The sequence below is a fragment of the Pseudomonas sp. NPDC087336 genome (assembly GCF_044744285.1).
In the GTDB taxonomy this organism is placed as follows: domain Bacteria; phylum Pseudomonadota; class Gammaproteobacteria; order Pseudomonadales; family Pseudomonadaceae; genus Aquipseudomonas.
Window position 1 is genome coordinate 441497 of the sequence record NZ_JBIUYA010000001.1, and the last position, 17071, is coordinate 458567.

Genomic DNA, 17071 nt, shown 5'->3' on the forward strand with positions numbered 1-17071 from the left:
TTGAAGGTCTGCTTAGTGATGTCTCACCACTGTGCTGGGGAATTGAATAGAACATGTAGAGAATGCCATGTCCGACCACGATATTTTGAGTGATGCCGAGCGCCAGGCACTCAGTGACATCATGCTGGAACCCGACCTTCCGCCGCAGCGGGTGTTGATTGTCGACGACGACAAGGACGCCCGGGAACTGCTCTCGGAGATCCTGGCACTGGACGGTATTCGTTGCATGATGGCAGCCAGTGGCGAAACCGCACTCAAGATGCTGGAAGAGAAACCCTCGATTGGACTGGTCATTACCGACCTGCGCATGGGACATGTCGATGGCCTGGACCTGATTCGCCAGGTGCGGGAGTCGGTGCGGGCGGCGATGCCGTTCATCATTGTCTCTGGCGATGCTGACGTGAAAGACGCTATCGCGGCGATGCATTTGAGCGTGGTGGATTTTCTGCTCAAGCCAATCGATACCGGCAAGTTGTTGGGATTGGTCAAGCATGAGTTGGGGTTGGATTCGTAAATCAAGAAGGATCGTTCCCACGCGGAGCATGGGAACGATCAAAGCGGCGGCCCAAAATAGAAAAAGCCCTGATCTTTCGACCAGGGCTTTTTCATATCCGGCGCTAACGCTCAGTTACAGGCCATTGGCAGCCTTGAACTGGCGACGACGACGATGCAGAACCGGCTCGGTGTAGCCGTTCGGTTGCTTGGTACCTTCCACCACCAACTCGACTGCCGCCTGGAAGGCGATGTTGCTGTCGAAGTCCGGTGCCAGCGGACGGTACAGGGCATCCCCGGCGTTCTGACGGTCCACCACCGGCGCCATGCGCTTGAGGCTTTCCATCACTTGCTCTTCGGTGACGATGCCATGACGCAGCCAGTTGGCGATGTGCTGGCTGGAAATACGCAGCGTGGCACGGTCTTCCATCAGGCCGACGTCATTGATGTCCGGCACCTTCGAGCAACCAACGCCCTGGTCGATCCAGCGCACCACATAACCCAGGATGCCCTGGCTGTTGTTGTCCAGTTCGTTCTGGATCTGCTCGGCGGTCCACTGCGGGTTCACTGCAAGCGGGATGGTCAGGATATCGTCCACCGATGCATGGTCACGCTTGGCCAGTTCGGCCTGACGGGCGAACACGTCAACCTTGTGGTAGTGCAGCGCGTGCAGGGCAGCGGCAGTCGGCGACGGGACCCAGGCCGTGTTGGCCCCGGCCAGTGGGTGAGCGATTTTCTGTTCCAGCATCGCTGCCATCAGGTCGGGCATCGCCCACATGCCTTTACCGATCTGTGCGCGACCTTGCAGGCCGGTGCTCAAGCCGATATCGACGTTGGAGTTCTCGTAGGCGCTGATCCATTTTTCCGCCTTCATGTCGGCCTTGCGCACCATCGGGCCGGCTTCCATGGAGGTGTGGATTTCGTCGCCCGTGCGGTCGAGGAAACCCGTGTTGATGAACACCACGCGCTCGCTGGCGGCCTTGATGCAGGCCTTGAGGTTGACCGTGGTACGGCGCTCCTCGTCCATGATCCCGACTTTCAGGGTATTGCGTGGCAGGCCCAGTACGTCTTCGATGCGGCCGAACAGTTCGTTGGTGAACGCCGCTTCTTCAGGGCCGTGCATCTTCGGCTTGACGATGTAGATCGAGCCGGTACGGGTGTTTTTGCGCGAGGTGTTGCCGTTCAGGTTGTGCATCGCCGCCAAAACAGTCACCAGACCGTCGAGGATGCCTTCCGGCACTTCGTTGCCCTCTTTATCGAGGATCGCATCGATGGTCATCAGGTGACCCACGTTGCGCACGAACAACAACGAGCGACCGTGCAGGTTCACCGCGTTACCGTCGACACCGGTGTAGGTGCGGTCGGGGTTCATGGTGCGGGTAAACGTCTTGCCACCCTTGGCGACTTCTTCCGACAGGTCGCCTTTCATCAAGCCGAGCCAGTTGCGGTAGATCACCACTTTGTCATCGGCATCAACGGCGGCAACGGAGTCTTCGCAGTCCATGATGGTGGTCAGCGCGGCTTCCATCAGGATGTCTTTGACGCCGGCGGCATCGGTCTGGCCGACTGGGGTGCTGGCGTCGACCTGGATTTCGAAATGCAGGCCGTTGTTTTTCAGCAGGATCGCGGTCGGTGCCGAAGCATCGCCCTGGAAACCGATCAGTTGCGCATCGTTGCGCAGGCCACTGTTGCTGCCGCCCTTGAGGGCGACGACCAGTTTGCCATCGACGATTTTATAGGCGGTGGAATCGACGTGGGAGCCGGCTGCCAATGGCGCAGCCTCGTCGAGGAAAGCGCGGGCGAAGGCGATGACCTTGTCGCCGCGAACCTTGTTGTAGCCTTTGCCTTTTTCCGCGCCGTCAGCCTCGCTGATGGCGTCGGTGCCGTAGAGCGCGTCGTACAGCGAACCCCAACGAGCGTTCGAAGCGTTAAGCGCGAAGCGGGCGTTCATCACCGGTACCACGAGTTGTGGACCGGCCATGCGGGCGATTTCATCATCGACGTTTTGCGTCGTTGCCTGGAAATCGGCCGCTTCTGGCAGCAGATAACCGATGTCTTGCAGGAAGGCTTTATAGGCCACGGCGTCGTGCGCCTGACCTGCGCGTTCCTGGTGCCAGGAATCGATACGAGCCTGGAAATCATCGCGTTTGGCGAGTAGGGCTTTGTTCTTCGGCGCCAGGTCATGGATGACCTTGTCGGCACCGGCCCAGAACTGGTCGGCGGTGAGGCCGGTTCCGGGAATGGCTTCGTTGTTCACGAAGTCGAACAGGACTTTGGCGACCTGCAGGCCACCGACTTGAACGTGTTCAGTCATTGCTTGCCTCACTCTGCTCAGCTATTTCGCTTTTCAGCTCTTCAATTTAACAATGAAGCCTCTGGCATTTAAACCACAAACCCTGGGACCAGTGCATGCCATTTCTGACGGCTGGGTGGGGACCAATCAACGGCTTTGGGGCCTTGCTGACGGGGCTTTCAGGGATGCGACTGCGCCTGTGGCAGACATCGATCCAACGTTATGTAGTGCGCGCTGCGGCATACTACATGATGAATTGCGCTTGTGAAAATTAGACTAATTACGTCGTTCTGCGACCCCATGACGCATTGCAGTCACGCCGGGGATGAGGATGTTCTCAAAAAAGCATTAGATTGTTCCAGTTAAATATAAAAAGTTGTACACATTTGTGACTGTAGGAGCAGGCTTGCCTGCGAAGGCGTCAGCCGATTCAACACAGGATTACCCCTTGCCTATACTTCTCTTTCAATAACAAAAGAGGGCTGCGCCATGGACCACCTCGTACTCACTGTTTTTGCACCGGACAAGCCTGGGCAGGTCGAGCGCATAGCCCAATGCATCGCCGAGCATGGCGGCAACTGGCTGGAAAGCCGCATGTCACGCATGGCCGGGCAATTCGCCGGGATTCTTCGGGTGGGAGTTCCGGCGGAAGGCTACGATTCACTGGTCGATGCCCTGCAAGGATTATCGGCCCACGGCATTCGCGTATTGATCGCCGAAAGCGGTATCGAACAATCGTGCACCTGGAAACCGATCGCCATGGAATTGGTGGGCAATGACCGGCCAGGGATCGTGCGCGACATCACGCGCTTGCTCAGTGAGCAGGGGGTGAACCTGGAGCGTCTGGTTACTGAGGTGCGCCCCGCCCCTATGAGCAGCGAGCCGCTGTTCCACGCCGAAGCGATACTGGCGGTGCCATTGACGCTGTCGCTGGAGGTGCTGCAATCGCGCCTGGAAACTTTGGCGGACGATCTGATGGTGGAATTGGTGCTGCGCAGTGAGCCTTGATCAGGTTATCCAGTTTAAACGTGCACCTGCCTGTGGATAACCTGTAGAGACAGCCCGCCAGGCCCCGCCGGCCGGGGCTTTGCAAAGATTGATCAAAAAACCAGCAGTTTCAGTAACTTGCGCACAAACGGCGGGGATCACGCTGTGGATAACCTTGGGAAGGATCGCTGCAGGCTACGGATAACGTGGCCTGCAGAGGTTTGTGTGTTTTTTGATCAGCTGCGGCGGCGCAGGCTGAACCAGGCATCGACGCTGTAAACCGCAAGGCCAGCCCAGATGAAGATGAACGCCACCAACGTACTGGACGACAGGTGCTCGCCAAACAGCAGCACGGCCTGCAGCAGCACCAGGGTCGGCGCCAGGTATTGGAGGAATCCCAGGGTGGTGTAGGGCAAATGCCGCGCGGCGGCGTTGAAACAGACCAGCGGCACCAGCGTCACCGGACCGGCAGCCACCAGCCACCAGGCTTCTGAGGTGGTCCAAAATTCAGCCTGGGCGCTGCTGGCGGTTGGATTGAGCAGCAACCAGGCCAGCGCTATCGGCACCAGCATCCAGGTTTCGACCACCAATCCCGGGAGTGCCTTGACCGGCGCCTGCTTGCGAATCAGCCCGTAGAAACCGAAGGTCAATGCCAGCACCAGCGACACCCAAGGCAGGCTGCCGACCTGCCATACCTGTTGCGCCACGCCAACCGCCGCCAGCCCCACCGCAATCCATTGCATGCGTCGCAGCCGTTCGCCAAGGATCAGCATCCCCAACAGCACGTTCACCAAGGGGTTGATGTAGTAACCGAGGCTGGCCTCCAACATGCGCCCGTTGTTCACCGACCACACATACGTCAGCCAGTTGGCGGCGATCAGCGTGCCGCTCAGCGCCAGGATCGCAAGCCGACGCGGGTTCTCCCGCAGTTCGCGCCACCAGCCCGGGTGTTTCCAGACCATCAGCAGCAAAGCGCCGAACAGCGCCGACCACAGCACGCGGTGAATGATGATCTCCACCGCGGGCACGCTGGCGATGGCTTTGAAGTAGAGCGGGAAAAGTCCCCAGATGATGTAGGCACTCAGGCCCAATATGTACCCGCGACGCGGGTTGGCGGCTTGCATGCAGAATCCTTGCTTAGGCAGCTAACAAAGAAGGGATTGTAAGGAGATTTGCTTCAATGTGGTGACCTGTAGGAGTGAGGCTTGCCCGCGAAGAACGATGACTCGGTACCATAGGCAAACCGCGTAATCGTTCTTCGCGGGCCTGCTCCTACAGGGGGCGGTGGCGTTCAGAAAAGTTTCAGTGGTTCTTCATTGAGTGCAGCCAGTTGCTCACGCAACGCCAACACCTGATCACCCCAATACCGCTCAGTACCAAACCACGGAAAGCTGCGCGGGAATGCCGGGTCGTCCCAGCGGCGGGCGAGCCAGGCGCTGTAGTGCATCAGGCGCAGCGCGCGAAGGGGTTCGATCAGCGCCAGTTCCCGGGAATTGAAGTCATGGAATTCGTTGTAGCCGTCCATCAATTCCGACAACTGACCCAGGCAGTCCTGGCGATCACCGGCCAGCATCATCCAGATGTCCTGCACCGCCGGGCCCATGCGGCAGTCGTCGAGGTCGACGATGTGGAACATCTCATCACGGCACATCATGTTGCCGGGGTGGCAGTCACCGTGCATGCGAATGTTCTGGTGCGGTGTATTGCTGTAGGCATCTTCCACCCGCTTGAGCAGATCGCGGGCCACGGACTCGTAGGCCGGCAACAGGCTGCGGGGGATGAAATTGCCTTCAAGCAAGGTCGTCAGCGAATCATGGCCGAAGTTTTTCACCGCCAGCGCCTCACGGTGCTCGAACGGCTTGGTCGAGCCCACCGCATGCAAACGGCCGAGCAGTTGTCCCAGGCGATACAGCTGATCGAGATTGCCAGGTTCCGGCGCGCGTCCGCCGCGGCGGGGGAACAGGGTGAAACGAAAGCCATTGTGCTCGTGCAGGGTTTCACCGTTGTGGATCAGCGGCGCGACGACCGGCACCTCGACCTCGGCAAGTTCGAAGGTGAACTGGTGTTCTTCCAGAATCGCTTCGTTGCTCCAGCGCTGCGGGCGGTAGAACTTGGCGATCAGCGGCTCGGCGTCTTCGATACCAACCTGGTAGACACGGTTTTCGTAGCTGTTGAGCGCCAGGATGCGGGCATCGCTGAGAAAACCGATGCTTTCGACGGCATCGAGCACGAGGTCTGGGGTGAGCGTTTCAAACGGGTGGGCCATGCTGACTCCTGCGCGCAGCAGGCTGCTGCGTCCGGCATGGCATGGTAGCGCAGACGGGGCTTCTTTAGGGGTTGGGCTTGAGATGTGTGGTGTCTGGGCTGACGCCATCGCGAGCAAGCTCGCTCCCACAGGTTTGGTGAACGACACAAATCACTGTGGGAGCGGGCTTGCCGGCGATGAAGCCCTGTCAGGCGCCGACTATCCCGCCATCCTCCCGGGTAATCACCATCACCGAAGACCGCGGCTTTCCATTCGGCAAGTGCTCAGGGAAGGTCGAACCGCCGTTCTCCCCCGGATGCTGAATCCCGACAAACAATGTCTTCTGGTCCGGCGAGAAACTGATGCCCGTCACCTCACAACCAATCGGCCCGACCATGAACCGACGAATCTCCCCGGTCACCGGGTCGGCGCAAAGCATCTGGTTGTTGCCCATGCCAGCGAAATCACCGGCATTGCTCGAATCGCCGTCGGTTTGAATCCATAGCCGCCCGGCATCATCGAACGCCAATCCATCCGGACTGTTGAACATGTTCTGCGGTGTGATGTTCGACGAGCCGCCCTTCGGCGTATCGGCGTGCACTTGCGGGTTGCCGGCGACCACGAACAAGTCCCAGGCAAAGGTGTTCGAGGCGTGGTCGTCGCGGTCTGTGCGCCAGCGCAGAATCTGCCCGTAGACATTCTTCTCGCGTGGGTTCGGCCCGCCCACCGGTTGCCCGTCCTCGCCACGTTTGGCGTTGTTGGTCAGGGTGCAGTAAACCTGACCGTCCTTGGGGCTGACGACGATCCATTCCGGACGGTCCATGCGCGTAGCCTTCACCACGCTGGCCGCCAGGCGCGCATGAATCAGCACTTGGCCCTGGTCGGCAAAACCGCTGCTGGCGTCGATACCGTTTTTGCCGTGGGTCAGTTCGATCCATTGCCCCTGGCCTTTGGGGTGATCGGCATTGCCGTCGCCCGCGTCGAAACGTGCCACGTACAAGGTGCCGTGGTCCAGCAGGTCGCGGTTGGCCTTGGGGTTCTGGTGATTGATCTTGTCGCGGCTGACGAACTTGTAGATGAACTCGCCGCGCTCATCGTCGCCCATGTACACCACGGCGTGGCCGTCGCTGGTTTCAGCCAGGGCGGCGTTTTCATGTTTGAAGCGGCCCAGTGCGGTGCGCTTGACCGGGGTCGATTGCGGGTCGAACGGGTCGATCTCGACCACCCAACCGTGACGGTTGAGTTCGTTGGGATTCTTCGCCAAGTCGAAGCGCGGATCATGTTGATGCCAGTTGATGTCTTTGCTGGTCGCCACCACGCCGTAGCGTTTTTGTGCAGCATCGAGTTTCTGCTCGGCATCGTTGCTGCCAAAGCAGTCGGTAAAGTTCTCTTCGCAGGTCAGATAGGTGCCCCACGGCGTCTTGCCGTTGGCGCAGTTCTGGAATGTGCCGAGGACTGTTTTGCCCTGCGCGTCGGCACTGGTTTTCAGCAGATCGTGGCCGGCGGCCGGGCCGCTCAGGCTGATCGGCGAATTGCCGTGGATGCGTCGGTTGTAGTGCGAGCCCTGGACAAACTGCCAATGACCGTTCTTGCGCTGCACCTCGATCACCGACACGCCTTCGCAGGCCAGGGCCTTGCGCACTTCCTCGGTCGATTGCGGCATGCCAGCGTGGGGATAGAGGTAGCGGTAGTTGGTGTATTCGTTGTTGATCGCCATCAGCGCCCGGTTGTTGTCATCGGGGAAGGCAAACAGGCTCATGCCGTCGTTGTTGTCGCCGAACTGGACTTCCTGATGCTCGGCGGTGCCGTTGCCACTCGTGTCGAAGGCCGGACCGTTTTTCTGCAGGGGCTGACCCCAGCTGATCAGTACCGAAGACTTGTAGCCGGGTGGCAGGCTGATCGCGTCGCTGGTCGCAGCGGGAATGCTTTCGAAACCCAGCAGCTGGCTGGTGCCGGCGCTGACGCTGGCGGCCAGTACGCTGCGGCTCAGCAGGGTGCCGCCGAGAAACATGGCGGCACCGCACAAGGCGCCCGCACTGATGAAGCCGCGACGGCTGAGGCCGACCATTTGTTCGAGGTCGGTGGGTTGGTTGTCTTCTAATAAGCTCACATCAGGCTCCCTGCGATTTTTGCAGTCACCTTAATGGTGAGCGATGAAGCTTTTGTGGCAGTTGTAATTAAAGTGGCGTGCCGAGCAATACGTTGGAGGGCGAGAACTGCGCGCGTACCGGTGTTCCGCGGGTCAGACTGCGTGATTGCAAATGCCGGGGCTCGGCCAGCGCGCAGAGGGTCTGGCCATTAGGCAGGCCGATTCGCACTTCGCAGGGGCCGTCTTCGGCGTCGAGGATCTCCTCGATAACGCCTTCGAGGCAATTGTGTCCGGGTATTGCTTCGTCGCCACTGCCCAGCACATCGAGCCAACCGGCCTTGATCAGGGCGACGACTTCGGTGCCGGTTTGCAGGTCCAGGCGCACGGTGCTGTCGTGGGTTATCTGGGCCGCGATCCTCAAGCCTTCGGCCAGTTCGAGGCGAATCCGATCGTTATGGCCCTGGGTTTCAATGGCCGCGACTTTTCCGTGCAACTGATTGCGTGCGCTGGTCCTGAGCATCAGGCGCCCGAGCAGGTCAAGGTCGCTGGCATCTTCAGCGGCTTCCAGTACCTGTGCTTGCAGCGCTTGCAGCTTTTGATAGAGGCGCAGCACACGCTCGCCTTCGGCGGACAGTTTTGCACCCCCCCCGCCTTTGCCGCCGACATTGCGTTCCACCAGCGGTTTCTGCGCAAGGTTGTTCAGCTCATCGATGGCATCCCAGGCGGCCTTGTAGCTCAAGCCCGCGCTTTTCGCCGCGCGGGTGATCGACCCCTGCTCGGCGATGTGTTGCAGCAGGGCAATGCGTTGCGGGCGACGGACAATGTGCTGGGACAACAACGTAGGCAAGGACATGGCAAGGCGCTTTGGGCTATGACGATGGTGAGGACGTTGGCGGCTCGGGGCCCGGGAGTCAAGTCACGGCGACTCGCCAGGTTTGGGTGTGCGCGCCAGGCAGTAGACGTCGACCCGTGTGGCGCCTGCGTCCATCAGCAGGCGAGCCAGTGCTTGCGTCGTGGCGCCAGTGGTCAGCACGTCGTCCACCAGCGCTAGGTGGCGCCCCTTCACTGATGCGTCGGGTGCCAGGGCGAAGGCGTGGTGCAGGTTCTTTTTGCGTGCCTGGGCGTTCAGGTCTTGTTGGGCGTTTGTGTCTTGGGGCCTCAATAGCAACCGTTCATCGCAAGGTAGGGCCAGGTGCTCGCTGAGCCAACGCGCCAACATCACGGCCTGATTGAAGCCGCGTTGGCGCAGGCGCCGGGTAGCCATCGGCACGGGTACCAGCACCTCAGGTCGCGGCAGGTCATCGTCGAAGCGATGTTGCAGCGATTGGGCGAGAAGTTCGCCGAGCAGGTGGCCAAACGGCCATTTCGCGCTGTGCTTGAAGCGGGTAATCAGGCTGTCTACCGGGAAGCTGTAAGTCCAGGGCGCGACCACCTGCTCGAAGGCCGGCGGCTGCATCAGGCATTGGCCGCACGTCATGCCGGCGGCGGGCAAGGGCAGCGCGCAGGTCTGGCAGTGATCGCCGAGCCAGGGCAACTCGGTTTCGCAGGCCATGCAAATGGGCGTGGTGCCATCGGCGGCTTCATCGCAAAGCAAACAGTGTTGGTTGTTTTTTAACCAGATGTAAACCTGCCTATCGTATCGTGGTTGACAGCGCATGACTCTTCCTTAAATATGCCGAAACACCTGTGATGCGCCGGCGGAAATTCCATTTCCCGGTCGCCTGCTAAAGCATAAAACAAAGGAAACGCCCATGAGCGCCAGCACCTCTGCAACATTGCGTCATGACTGGTCTTTGGCCGAAGTCAAAGCACTCTTCGTTCAGCCATTCAATGACCTGTTGTTCCAGGCGCAGACGGTGCACCGCGCGCATTTCGACGCCAACCGCGTCCAGGTATCGACCCTGCTGTCGATCAAGACCGGTGCTTGCCCGGAAGATTGCAAATATTGTCCGCAGTCCGGTCACTACAACACCGGCCTGGAAAAAGAAAAGCTGATGGAAGTGCAGAAGGTCCTCGAAGAGGCCGCGCGTGCCAAGGCTATCGGGTCGACCCGTTTCTGCATGGGCGCAGCGTGGAAGCACCCGTCGGCCAAGGACATGCCCTACGTGCTGAAGATGGTCGAAGGCGTCAAGGCCCTTGGCCTGGAAACCTGCATGACCCTCGGTCGCCTCGATCAGGACCAGACCGAAGCGCTGGCAAAGGCCGGCCTTGACTACTACAACCACAACCTCGACACCTCGCCTGAGTTCTACGGCAGCATCATCACCACCCGCACTTACAGCGAGCGCCTGCAGACCCTGGCCTACGTACGTGAATCGGGGATGAAGATCTGCTCCGGTGGCATCCTCGGCATGGGCGAATCCCTCGATGACCGTGCCAACCTGCTGATCCAGCTGGCCAACCTGCCGGAGCATCCGGAGTCGGTGCCGATCAACATGCTGGTGAAAGTCGCCGGCACGCCGCTGGAAAATGCCGACGACGTCGACCCGTTCGACTTCATCCGCATGCTCGCGGTAGCGCGGATCCTGATGCCCAAATCCCACGTGCGCCTGTCCGCTGGCCGCGAAGCCATGAACGAGCAGATGCAGGCCCTGGCCTTCTTCGCCGGCGCCAACTCGATTTTCTACGGTGAGAAACTGCTGACCACCGCCAACCCGCAGGCCGACAAGGACATGCAGCTGTTCGGGCGTTTGGGGATCCTGCCGGAGGCCCGTGAAGAACACGCTGACGAAGTGCATCAGGCCGCCATTGAACAGGCGCTGGTGGAGCAGAAGAGCAGCGAGCAGTTCTATAACGCGGCTGTTTGAGTCTTCCACCGACTTCTCTGGTTGGAATGCAAAACACTGTGGGAGCGAGCTTGCTCGCGATAGCGTCAGGTCTGTCGACATCAAATGTGAATGTGACGCCGCCATCGCGAGCAAGCTCGCTCCCACAGGGATCGCATTCATTTTGATTTCTGTGATCTGAGCTTCGAGGCCTGCATGTCTTTCGATCTCGCCGCACGCCTGGCTGCCCGTCGTGCTGAAAACCTTTACCGCCAACGGCCATTGCTCGAAAGCCCGCAAGGCCCGCAAGTGGTGGTGGACGGTCAGTCGTTGCTGGCGTTCTGCAACAACGATTACCTGGGCCTGGCCAATCACCCACAGGTGATCGAAGCCTGGCGCGCAGGGGCTGCCAAGTGGGGCGTGGGTGGCGGGGCTTCGCATCTGGTCATCGGCCATAGCGGTCCGCATCACGCCCTGGAAGAAGCCTTGGCCGACCTTACCGGTCGTCCGCGTGCCCTGTTGTTCACCACCGGCTACATGGCCAATCTCGGGGCGGTCACGGCGCTGGTGGGGCAGGGCGATACGGTGCTCGAAGACCGGCTCAATCACGCCTCGTTGCTGGACGCGGGACTGTTGTCGGGGGCACGTTTCAATCGTTACTTGCACAACGATGCGGCGAGCCTGGCCAATCGTCTTGAGAAAGCCACCGGCAATACGCTGGTCGTGACTGACGGCGTCTTCAGCATGGACGGCGATATTGCCGATCTGCCAGCGCTGGCTCGGGAAACCCGGGCCAAAGGTGCGTGGTTGATGGTCGATGACGCCCACGGTTTCGGCCCGCTGGGCGCCCATGGCGGCGGGAGCGTCGAGCATTTCGGCCTGGGCATGGACGACGTGCCGGTACTGGTCGGCACGCTCGGCAAGGCGTTCGGAACGGCGGGTGCTTTTGTCGCCGGCAGCGAAGAGTTGGTCGAGAGCCTGATCCAGTTCGCTCGCCCCTACATTTACACCACCAGCCAACCCCCGGCCCTGGCCTGCGCGACCTTGAAAAGCCTGGAACTGCTGCGTAGCGAGCATTGGCGCCGCGAGCATTTGCAGGCGCTGATCCGCCAGTTCCGCCAGGGCGCCGAGCAGATCGGCCTGGAGCTGATGGACAGCTTCACGCCGATCCAGCCGATCATGATCGGTGACGCCGGGCGCGCGGTGCGCTTGTCGCAGATGCTGCGCGAACGCGGCTTGATGGTGAGCGCGATCCGCCCGCCCACCGTGCCGGCCGGCAGTGCCCGACTGCGCGTGACCCTGACCGCCGCCCATAGCGAGGCGCAAGTACAGCTATTGTTAGAAGGACTGGCCGATTGTTATCAACGACTGGGAGCGGAGCCTGGCCATGCGTGATCGACTGATTCTGTTGCCCGGCTGGGGCCTCGGAATTTCGCCGCTGCAACCGTTGGCCGCAGCCTTGCAGGGCCTGGACGAACACTTGCGGGTCGAAATCGAGCCACTGCCTGACCTGGAGTCGAGCAATCTTGAGCACTGGCTCGATGAACTCGACGCCAGCGTGCCACAGGACGCATGGCTGGGCGGGTGGTCGCTGGGAGGCATGCTTGCGTCCGAGTTGGCGGCGCGCCGTGGCGACCGTTGCTGTGGTCTGCTGACCCTGGCGAGCAACCCTTCTTTTGTCAGCCATGAACAATGGCCAAGCGCAATGCCCGGCGAAACGTTCGATGCCTTCCTGGCGGGTTGCGCTGCCGATCCGCGCACGACCTTGAAGCGCTTTTCATTGCTCTGCGCACAAGGTGGGGAAGATCCGCGCGGCCTGTCGAGGCTATTGCTCGCGGGCGCGCCACATTCCACGGCGGCCGTGCTGATGAGTGGCCTGGAGTTGCTCGCGCAACTGGACACCCGCCAGGCGCTTCAGACCTTCCGCGGTCCGCAATTGCACCTGTTTGCCGGCCTCGACGGACTGGTGCCGGCCGAAGCCGCGGAGGCGTTACTGGCGTTGCTGCCGGATGTCGAAATCGGCCTGATCGAACAGGCCGGCCACGCGTTTCTCCTGGAAAGTCCCCACGGTGTCGCGGGGGCGATCCAGGCCTTTTTGCATGAGTGCGGCGATGACTGATTTATCCTTTCCAAAATTGCCCGGTGGCTTGCCCGACAAGCGCCAGGTAGCCGCCTCGTTTTCCCGTGCAGCGGCAAGCTACGACAGCGTGGCCGAGTTGCAGCGCGATGTGGGCAGCCAACTGCTGCACCGTTTGCCGCAGGCGTTCGTGCCCCGGCGCTGGCTCGATCTTGGATGCGGCACCGGCTATTTCAGTCGTGCGCTGGGTGAGCGGTTTCCTGGCGGCCAGGGCGTGGCTCTGGACATCGCCGAAGGCATGCTCAATCACGCCCGGCCGTTGGGCGGGGCTGCACACTTCATCGCCGGCGACGCCGAGCGCATGCCGTTGCGGGATGCAACGTGCGACCTGATTTTCTCCAGCCTGGCCGTGCAGTGGTGCGCGGACTTCGCGTCGGTGCTCAGCGAAGCGCATCGGGTGCTCAAGCCGGGCGGTGTCTTTGCATTTGCTAGTCTCTGTGTGGGCACGTTGTTCGAGCTGCGTGACAGCTGGCGTGAGGTGGATGGCATGGTGCACGTCAACCGCTTCCGCGAGTTCAACGTTTATCAACAGCTGTGCGCGGCCAGCGGCTTGCGGGCGATCAGCCTGGAAAACCAGGCGCATGTGCTGCATTACCCGGACGTGCGCAGCCTGACCCACGAGCTCAAGGCCTTGGGGGCGCATAACCTGAACCCCGGGCGTCCGGGCGGCTTGACCGGTCGGGCGCGGATTCTCGGCCTGGTCAAGGCTTATGAGCAGTTTCGTCAGGCCAAAGGCCTGCCGGCGACTTATCAAGTGGTGTACGCCGTTTTGGAGAAACCCTTATGAGCTCCGCGTATTTCATCACCGGTACCGACACCGATGTCGGAAAAACCACGATTGCCGCAGGTCTCTTGAATGCCGCGCGGTCAGCGGGGTTAAGCACGGCAGCGGGCAAGCCGGTGGCCTCTGGCTGCTCGGTGACGCCCAAGGGCTTGCGTAATGCCGACGCGCTAGCGCTGCTCGCGGAGTGTTCGGTGCCCTTGACCTACCCCCAGGTCAATCCGGTGGCGCTGGAGCCGGCGATTGCGCCGCACCTGGCCGCGCGTGAGGCCGGCATCGCGTTGACCGTGCAATCGCTGCTGACTCCGATGCAACAGATACTCGACATGCAGGCCGACTTCACCCTGATCGAGGGGGCTGGAGGCTGGCGCGTGCCCTTGGCGGACCAGGACAACCTGTCGGACCTGGCGAAGGCGCTGGGCCTGCCGGTCATTCTGGTGGTCGGCGTGCGCCTGGGGTGCATCAACCACGCATTGCTGACGGCCGAGGCGATTGCCCGGGACGGTTTGCAGCTGGCGGGATGGGTGGCGAACATCATCGATCCGAAAACCTCGCGCCTGGAAGAAAACCTCGCGACACTCGCCGAACGCCTGCCAGCACCATGCCTGGGCCGGGTGCCCAAGCTCAAGGTGGTCACGGCCGAAGCGGTGGCGGAGCACCTGCAACTGGACCTTTTGGACTAGGTATTGGCTATGGCACGGCACGGTGCCATTAGCGTTTTTGACGGGCGATTTCTCGGTATGTCTGCTTCAATGAGTGTTGATGGCTCTTTGACCATTGATTTCTCTTTTAGCAAGGACGAGCACTTCCATGGAAATCTCGGGAAATACCGCTTTTTATGCCGGCCTGAGCACCCTTCAGGTGGGGCAGAACCGTGTCGACCAAGCCGCGGGACAAATTGCCAATACGACGATCGAGCGTTCGGTGACCAGCCAGTCTTCCGAAGCTCAGGTCGATCGCCTGCGTTCGGTCGACCGCAGTCGGCAATCGGACCTCGTCAGCCATAGCATCGAAATGGCCGAAGGCCGGTTTCAGGTGGAACTGGGCGCCAAAGTCGCCAAGGCTTCCGATGAAGTGCTCGGCACCCTGATCGACACCTACGCCTGAACTCACGCTGAAAGCGCACCGTCCGACGGTACGCTTTCAGCGTGAGTCCTGTACCCATCCTCTATCTCGCGCTGTGCGTTGCTCGTGCAATGGCGTCAGGCTCGCGTGCGCGCTGATTGGTCATGGAATGACGAATGGCAAAAGATCGGTGCTTGACAAGATTTGGGCGTAAACGTATGTTTCAAACAACTGTTTGATCGTTTCGACAACGGTCGCTCACTCCCGGTTACATCAGCAGAGGTTTATCGCTATGCCTGACTACAAGGCCCCCTTGCGTGATATTCGCTTCGTTCGTGACGAACTGCTCGGCTACGAAGCGCACTATCAGAGCCTTCCGGCTTGTGCAGACGCAACTCCGGACATGGTTGACGCCATTCTCGAAGAAGGCGCCAAGTTTTGTGAGCAGGTGCTGGCTCCGCTGAACCGCGTGGGTGACACCGAAGGCTGCACCTGGAGCGAGTCGGGCGTTAAAACGCCGACCGGTTTCAAAGAGGCCTACAAGCAATTCGTCGAAGGCGGCTGGCCAAGCCTGGCCCACGACGTCGAGCACGGCGGCCAAGGCCTGCCGGAATCCCTGGGGCTGGCAGTCAGCGAAATGGTCGGCGAAGCCAACTGGTCGTGGGGCATGTACCCGGGCCTGTCCCATGGCGCGATGAACACCATCTCCGAGCACGGCACGCCTGAGCAACAAGAGGCTTACCTGACCAAGCTGGTTTCCGGCGAATGGACCGGCACCATGTGCCTGACCGAACCGCACTGCGGCACCGACCTGGGCATGCTGCGCACCAAGGCCGAGCCTCAGGCCGACGGTTCCTACAAAGTGTCCGGCACCAAGATCTTCATCTCGGCCGGTGAACACGACATGGCCGACAACATCGTGCACATCGTACTGGCCCGCCTGCCGGATGCACCGGCTGGCACCAAAGGCATTTCGCTGTTCATCGTGCCGAAGTTCCTGCCAAACGCCGATGGTTCGATCGGTGCGCGTAACGCCGTGTCCTGTGGTTCCCTGGAACACAAGATGGGCATCCACGGCAACGCCACCTGCGTGATGAACTTCGACGCGGCCACCGGTTTCCTGATCGGCCCGGCGAACAAAGGCCTGAACTGCATGTTCACCTTCATGAACACCGCACGTCTGGGTACCGCGCTGCAAGGCCTGGCCCACGCCGAAATCGGTTTCCAGGGTGGCCTGAAATACGCCCGCGATCGCCTGCAAATGCGCTCGCTGACCGGGCCGAAAGCGCCGGAAAAAGCCGCTGACCCAATCATCGTGCACCCGGATGTACGTCGCATGCTGCTGACCATGAAGGCATTCGCCGAAGGCAACCGCGCGATGGTCTACTTCACTGCCAAGCAAGTCGACATCGTCAAGTACGGCGTGGACGAGGAAGAGAAGAAGAAGGCCGATGCACTGTTGGCGTTCATGACCCCGATCGCCAAGGCCTTCATGACCGAAGTCGGTTTTGAATCGGCCAACCACGGTGTGCAAATCTACGGCGGCCACGGCTTCATTGCCGAGTGGGGCATGGAGCAAAACGTTCGCGACAGCCGCATTTCGATGCTGTACGAAGGCACTACCGGCATCCAGGCACTCGACCTGCTGGGCCGCAAAGTGCTGATGACTCAAGGCGAGGCTCTCAAGGGCTTCACCAAGATCGTCCACAAGTTCTGCCAGACCAACGAAGGCAACGAAGCGGTCAAGGAATTCGTCGCGCCGCTGGCTGCACTGAACAAGGAATGGGGCGAGCTGACCATGAAGGTCGGTATGGCCGCCATGAAAGATCGCGAAGAAGTCGGCGCGGCCTCCGTGGACTACCTGATGTACTCCGGTTACGCCTGCCTGGCCTACTTCTGGGCTGACATGGCACGCCTGGCCGCCGAGAAACTGGCTGCCGGCACTTCCGACGCGGCGTTCTACAACGCCAAGCTGCAGACTGCGCGCTTCTACTTCCAGCGTATCCTGCCGCGCACCCGCACTCACGTTGCAACCATGCTGTCGGGCGCCAACAACCTGATGGACATGAAAGAAGAGGACTTCGCGCTGGGCTACTAAGTCTTAACGCTGTTCTTCAAAAAAGCCGCTGTTCCTTTGGGAGAAGCGGCTTTTTTTATAGGTTTTATTGAAAAAATCTCGAAAATTGACTCAGCAAGTCGGGGTTCGTGCCGTTACAG

General features: G+C 60.7%; 15 protein-coding genes. 9 read left to right on the top strand and 6 right to left on the bottom strand.

Annotation, left to right across the window (positions count from 1 at the left end; genetic code table 11):
* Positions 1 to 67: 67 nt before the first annotated feature.
* A complete protein-coding gene (locus ACIO0C_RS02050; protein WP_401307154.1) occupies positions 68 to 514 on the top strand; it encodes a response regulator in 447 nt (148 codons plus the stop codon).
* A 114-nt stretch (positions 515 to 628) separates the two neighbouring features.
* On the opposite strand, the gene ACIO0C_RS02055 is transcribed toward ACIO0C_RS02050, so the two are convergent.
* The gene (locus ACIO0C_RS02055; RefSeq protein WP_401307157.1) at positions 629 to 2806 is read right to left on the bottom strand and encodes a malate synthase G; all 2178 of its coding nucleotides are present in this window, start codon (positions 2804 to 2806) and stop codon (positions 629 to 631) included.
* 468 nt (positions 2807 to 3274) lie between these two features.
* On the opposite strand from ACIO0C_RS02055, the gene ACIO0C_RS02060 reads away from it, so the two are divergent.
* On the top strand, positions 3275 to 3793 hold the full coding sequence (locus tag ACIO0C_RS02060; RefSeq protein ID WP_401307160.1) for a glycine cleavage system protein R: 519 nt from the start codon (positions 3275 to 3277) through the stop codon (positions 3791 to 3793).
* 215 nt (positions 3794 to 4008) lie between these two features.
* Here the strand turns inward: ACIO0C_RS02060 and rarD are convergent, their stop codons facing one another.
* From rarD to ACIO0C_RS02085, 5 genes are all read right to left on the bottom strand, one after another.
* Positions 4009 to 4896, bottom strand: a complete 888-nt coding sequence (gene rarD, locus ACIO0C_RS02065) for an EamA family transporter RarD (RefSeq protein WP_008054539.1) — start codon at positions 4894 to 4896, stop codon at positions 4009 to 4011.
* 167 nt (positions 4897 to 5063) lie between these two features.
* Positions 5064 to 6038: a serine/threonine protein kinase gene (locus ACIO0C_RS02070; protein ID WP_401307162.1), complete on the bottom strand. Its 975-nt coding sequence runs from the start codon at positions 6036 to 6038 to the stop codon at positions 5064 to 5066.
* Between the two features lie 187 nt (positions 6039 to 6225).
* The gene (locus ACIO0C_RS02075; protein WP_401307165.1) at positions 6226 to 8127 is read right to left on the bottom strand and encodes a PhoX family protein; all 1902 of its coding nucleotides are present in this window, start codon (positions 8125 to 8127) and stop codon (positions 6226 to 6228) included.
* Positions 8128 to 8194: 67 nt separating this feature from the next.
* A complete protein-coding gene (locus tag ACIO0C_RS02080; protein ID WP_401307168.1) occupies positions 8195 to 8959 on the bottom strand; it encodes a TOBE domain-containing protein in 765 nt (254 codons plus the stop codon).
* Positions 8960 to 9022: 63 nt separating this feature from the next.
* Complete coding sequence (locus ACIO0C_RS02085; protein WP_401307171.1) at positions 9023 to 9763, bottom strand: double zinc ribbon domain-containing protein; 741 nt, start codon at positions 9761 to 9763, stop codon at positions 9023 to 9025.
* A gap of 94 nt (positions 9764 to 9857) precedes the next feature.
* Here ACIO0C_RS02085 and bioB point away from each other — a divergent pair, with 94 nt between their 5' ends.
* From bioB to ACIO0C_RS02120, 7 genes are all read left to right on the top strand, one after another.
* Positions 9858 to 10913: a biotin synthase BioB gene (gene bioB / locus ACIO0C_RS02090; RefSeq protein WP_020796035.1), complete on the top strand. Its 1056-nt coding sequence runs from the start codon at positions 9858 to 9860 to the stop codon at positions 10911 to 10913.
* 174 nt (positions 10914 to 11087) lie between these two features.
* Positions 11088 to 12266, top strand: coding sequence for an 8-amino-7-oxononanoate synthase (bioF, locus tag ACIO0C_RS02095; RefSeq protein WP_401307173.1), 1179 nt, complete (start codon positions 11088 to 11090; stop codon positions 12264 to 12266).
* Positions 12259 to 12990: an alpha/beta fold hydrolase gene (locus ACIO0C_RS02100; protein ID WP_401307176.1), complete on the top strand. Its 732-nt coding sequence runs from the start codon at positions 12259 to 12261 to the stop codon at positions 12988 to 12990. The genes bioF and ACIO0C_RS02100 overlap by 8 nt, the downstream gene beginning before the upstream one ends.
* Positions 12983 to 13795: a malonyl-ACP O-methyltransferase BioC gene (gene bioC, locus ACIO0C_RS02105; protein WP_401307179.1), complete on the top strand. Its 813-nt coding sequence runs from the start codon at positions 12983 to 12985 to the stop codon at positions 13793 to 13795. The genes ACIO0C_RS02100 and bioC overlap by 8 nt, the downstream gene beginning before the upstream one ends.
* Positions 13792 to 14472: a dethiobiotin synthase gene (bioD, locus tag ACIO0C_RS02110; protein WP_272603793.1), complete on the top strand. Its 681-nt coding sequence runs from the start codon at positions 13792 to 13794 to the stop codon at positions 14470 to 14472. Before bioC ends, bioD begins: the two co-directional genes overlap by 4 nt.
* Positions 14473 to 14599: 127 nt before the next feature.
* Positions 14600 to 14896, top strand: coding sequence for a pyrroloquinoline quinone biosynthesis protein PqqE (locus tag ACIO0C_RS02115; protein WP_401307182.1), 297 nt, complete (start codon positions 14600 to 14602; stop codon positions 14894 to 14896).
* Positions 14897 to 15146: 250 nt separating this feature from the next.
* Positions 15147 to 16952 carry a phenylacyl-CoA dehydrogenase gene (locus ACIO0C_RS02120; RefSeq protein ID WP_401307185.1) on the top strand — a complete coding sequence of 602 codons (1806 nt, stop codon included), beginning with the start codon at positions 15147 to 15149 and terminating at the stop codon, positions 16950 to 16952.
* Positions 16953 to 17071: the final 119 nt, after the last annotated feature.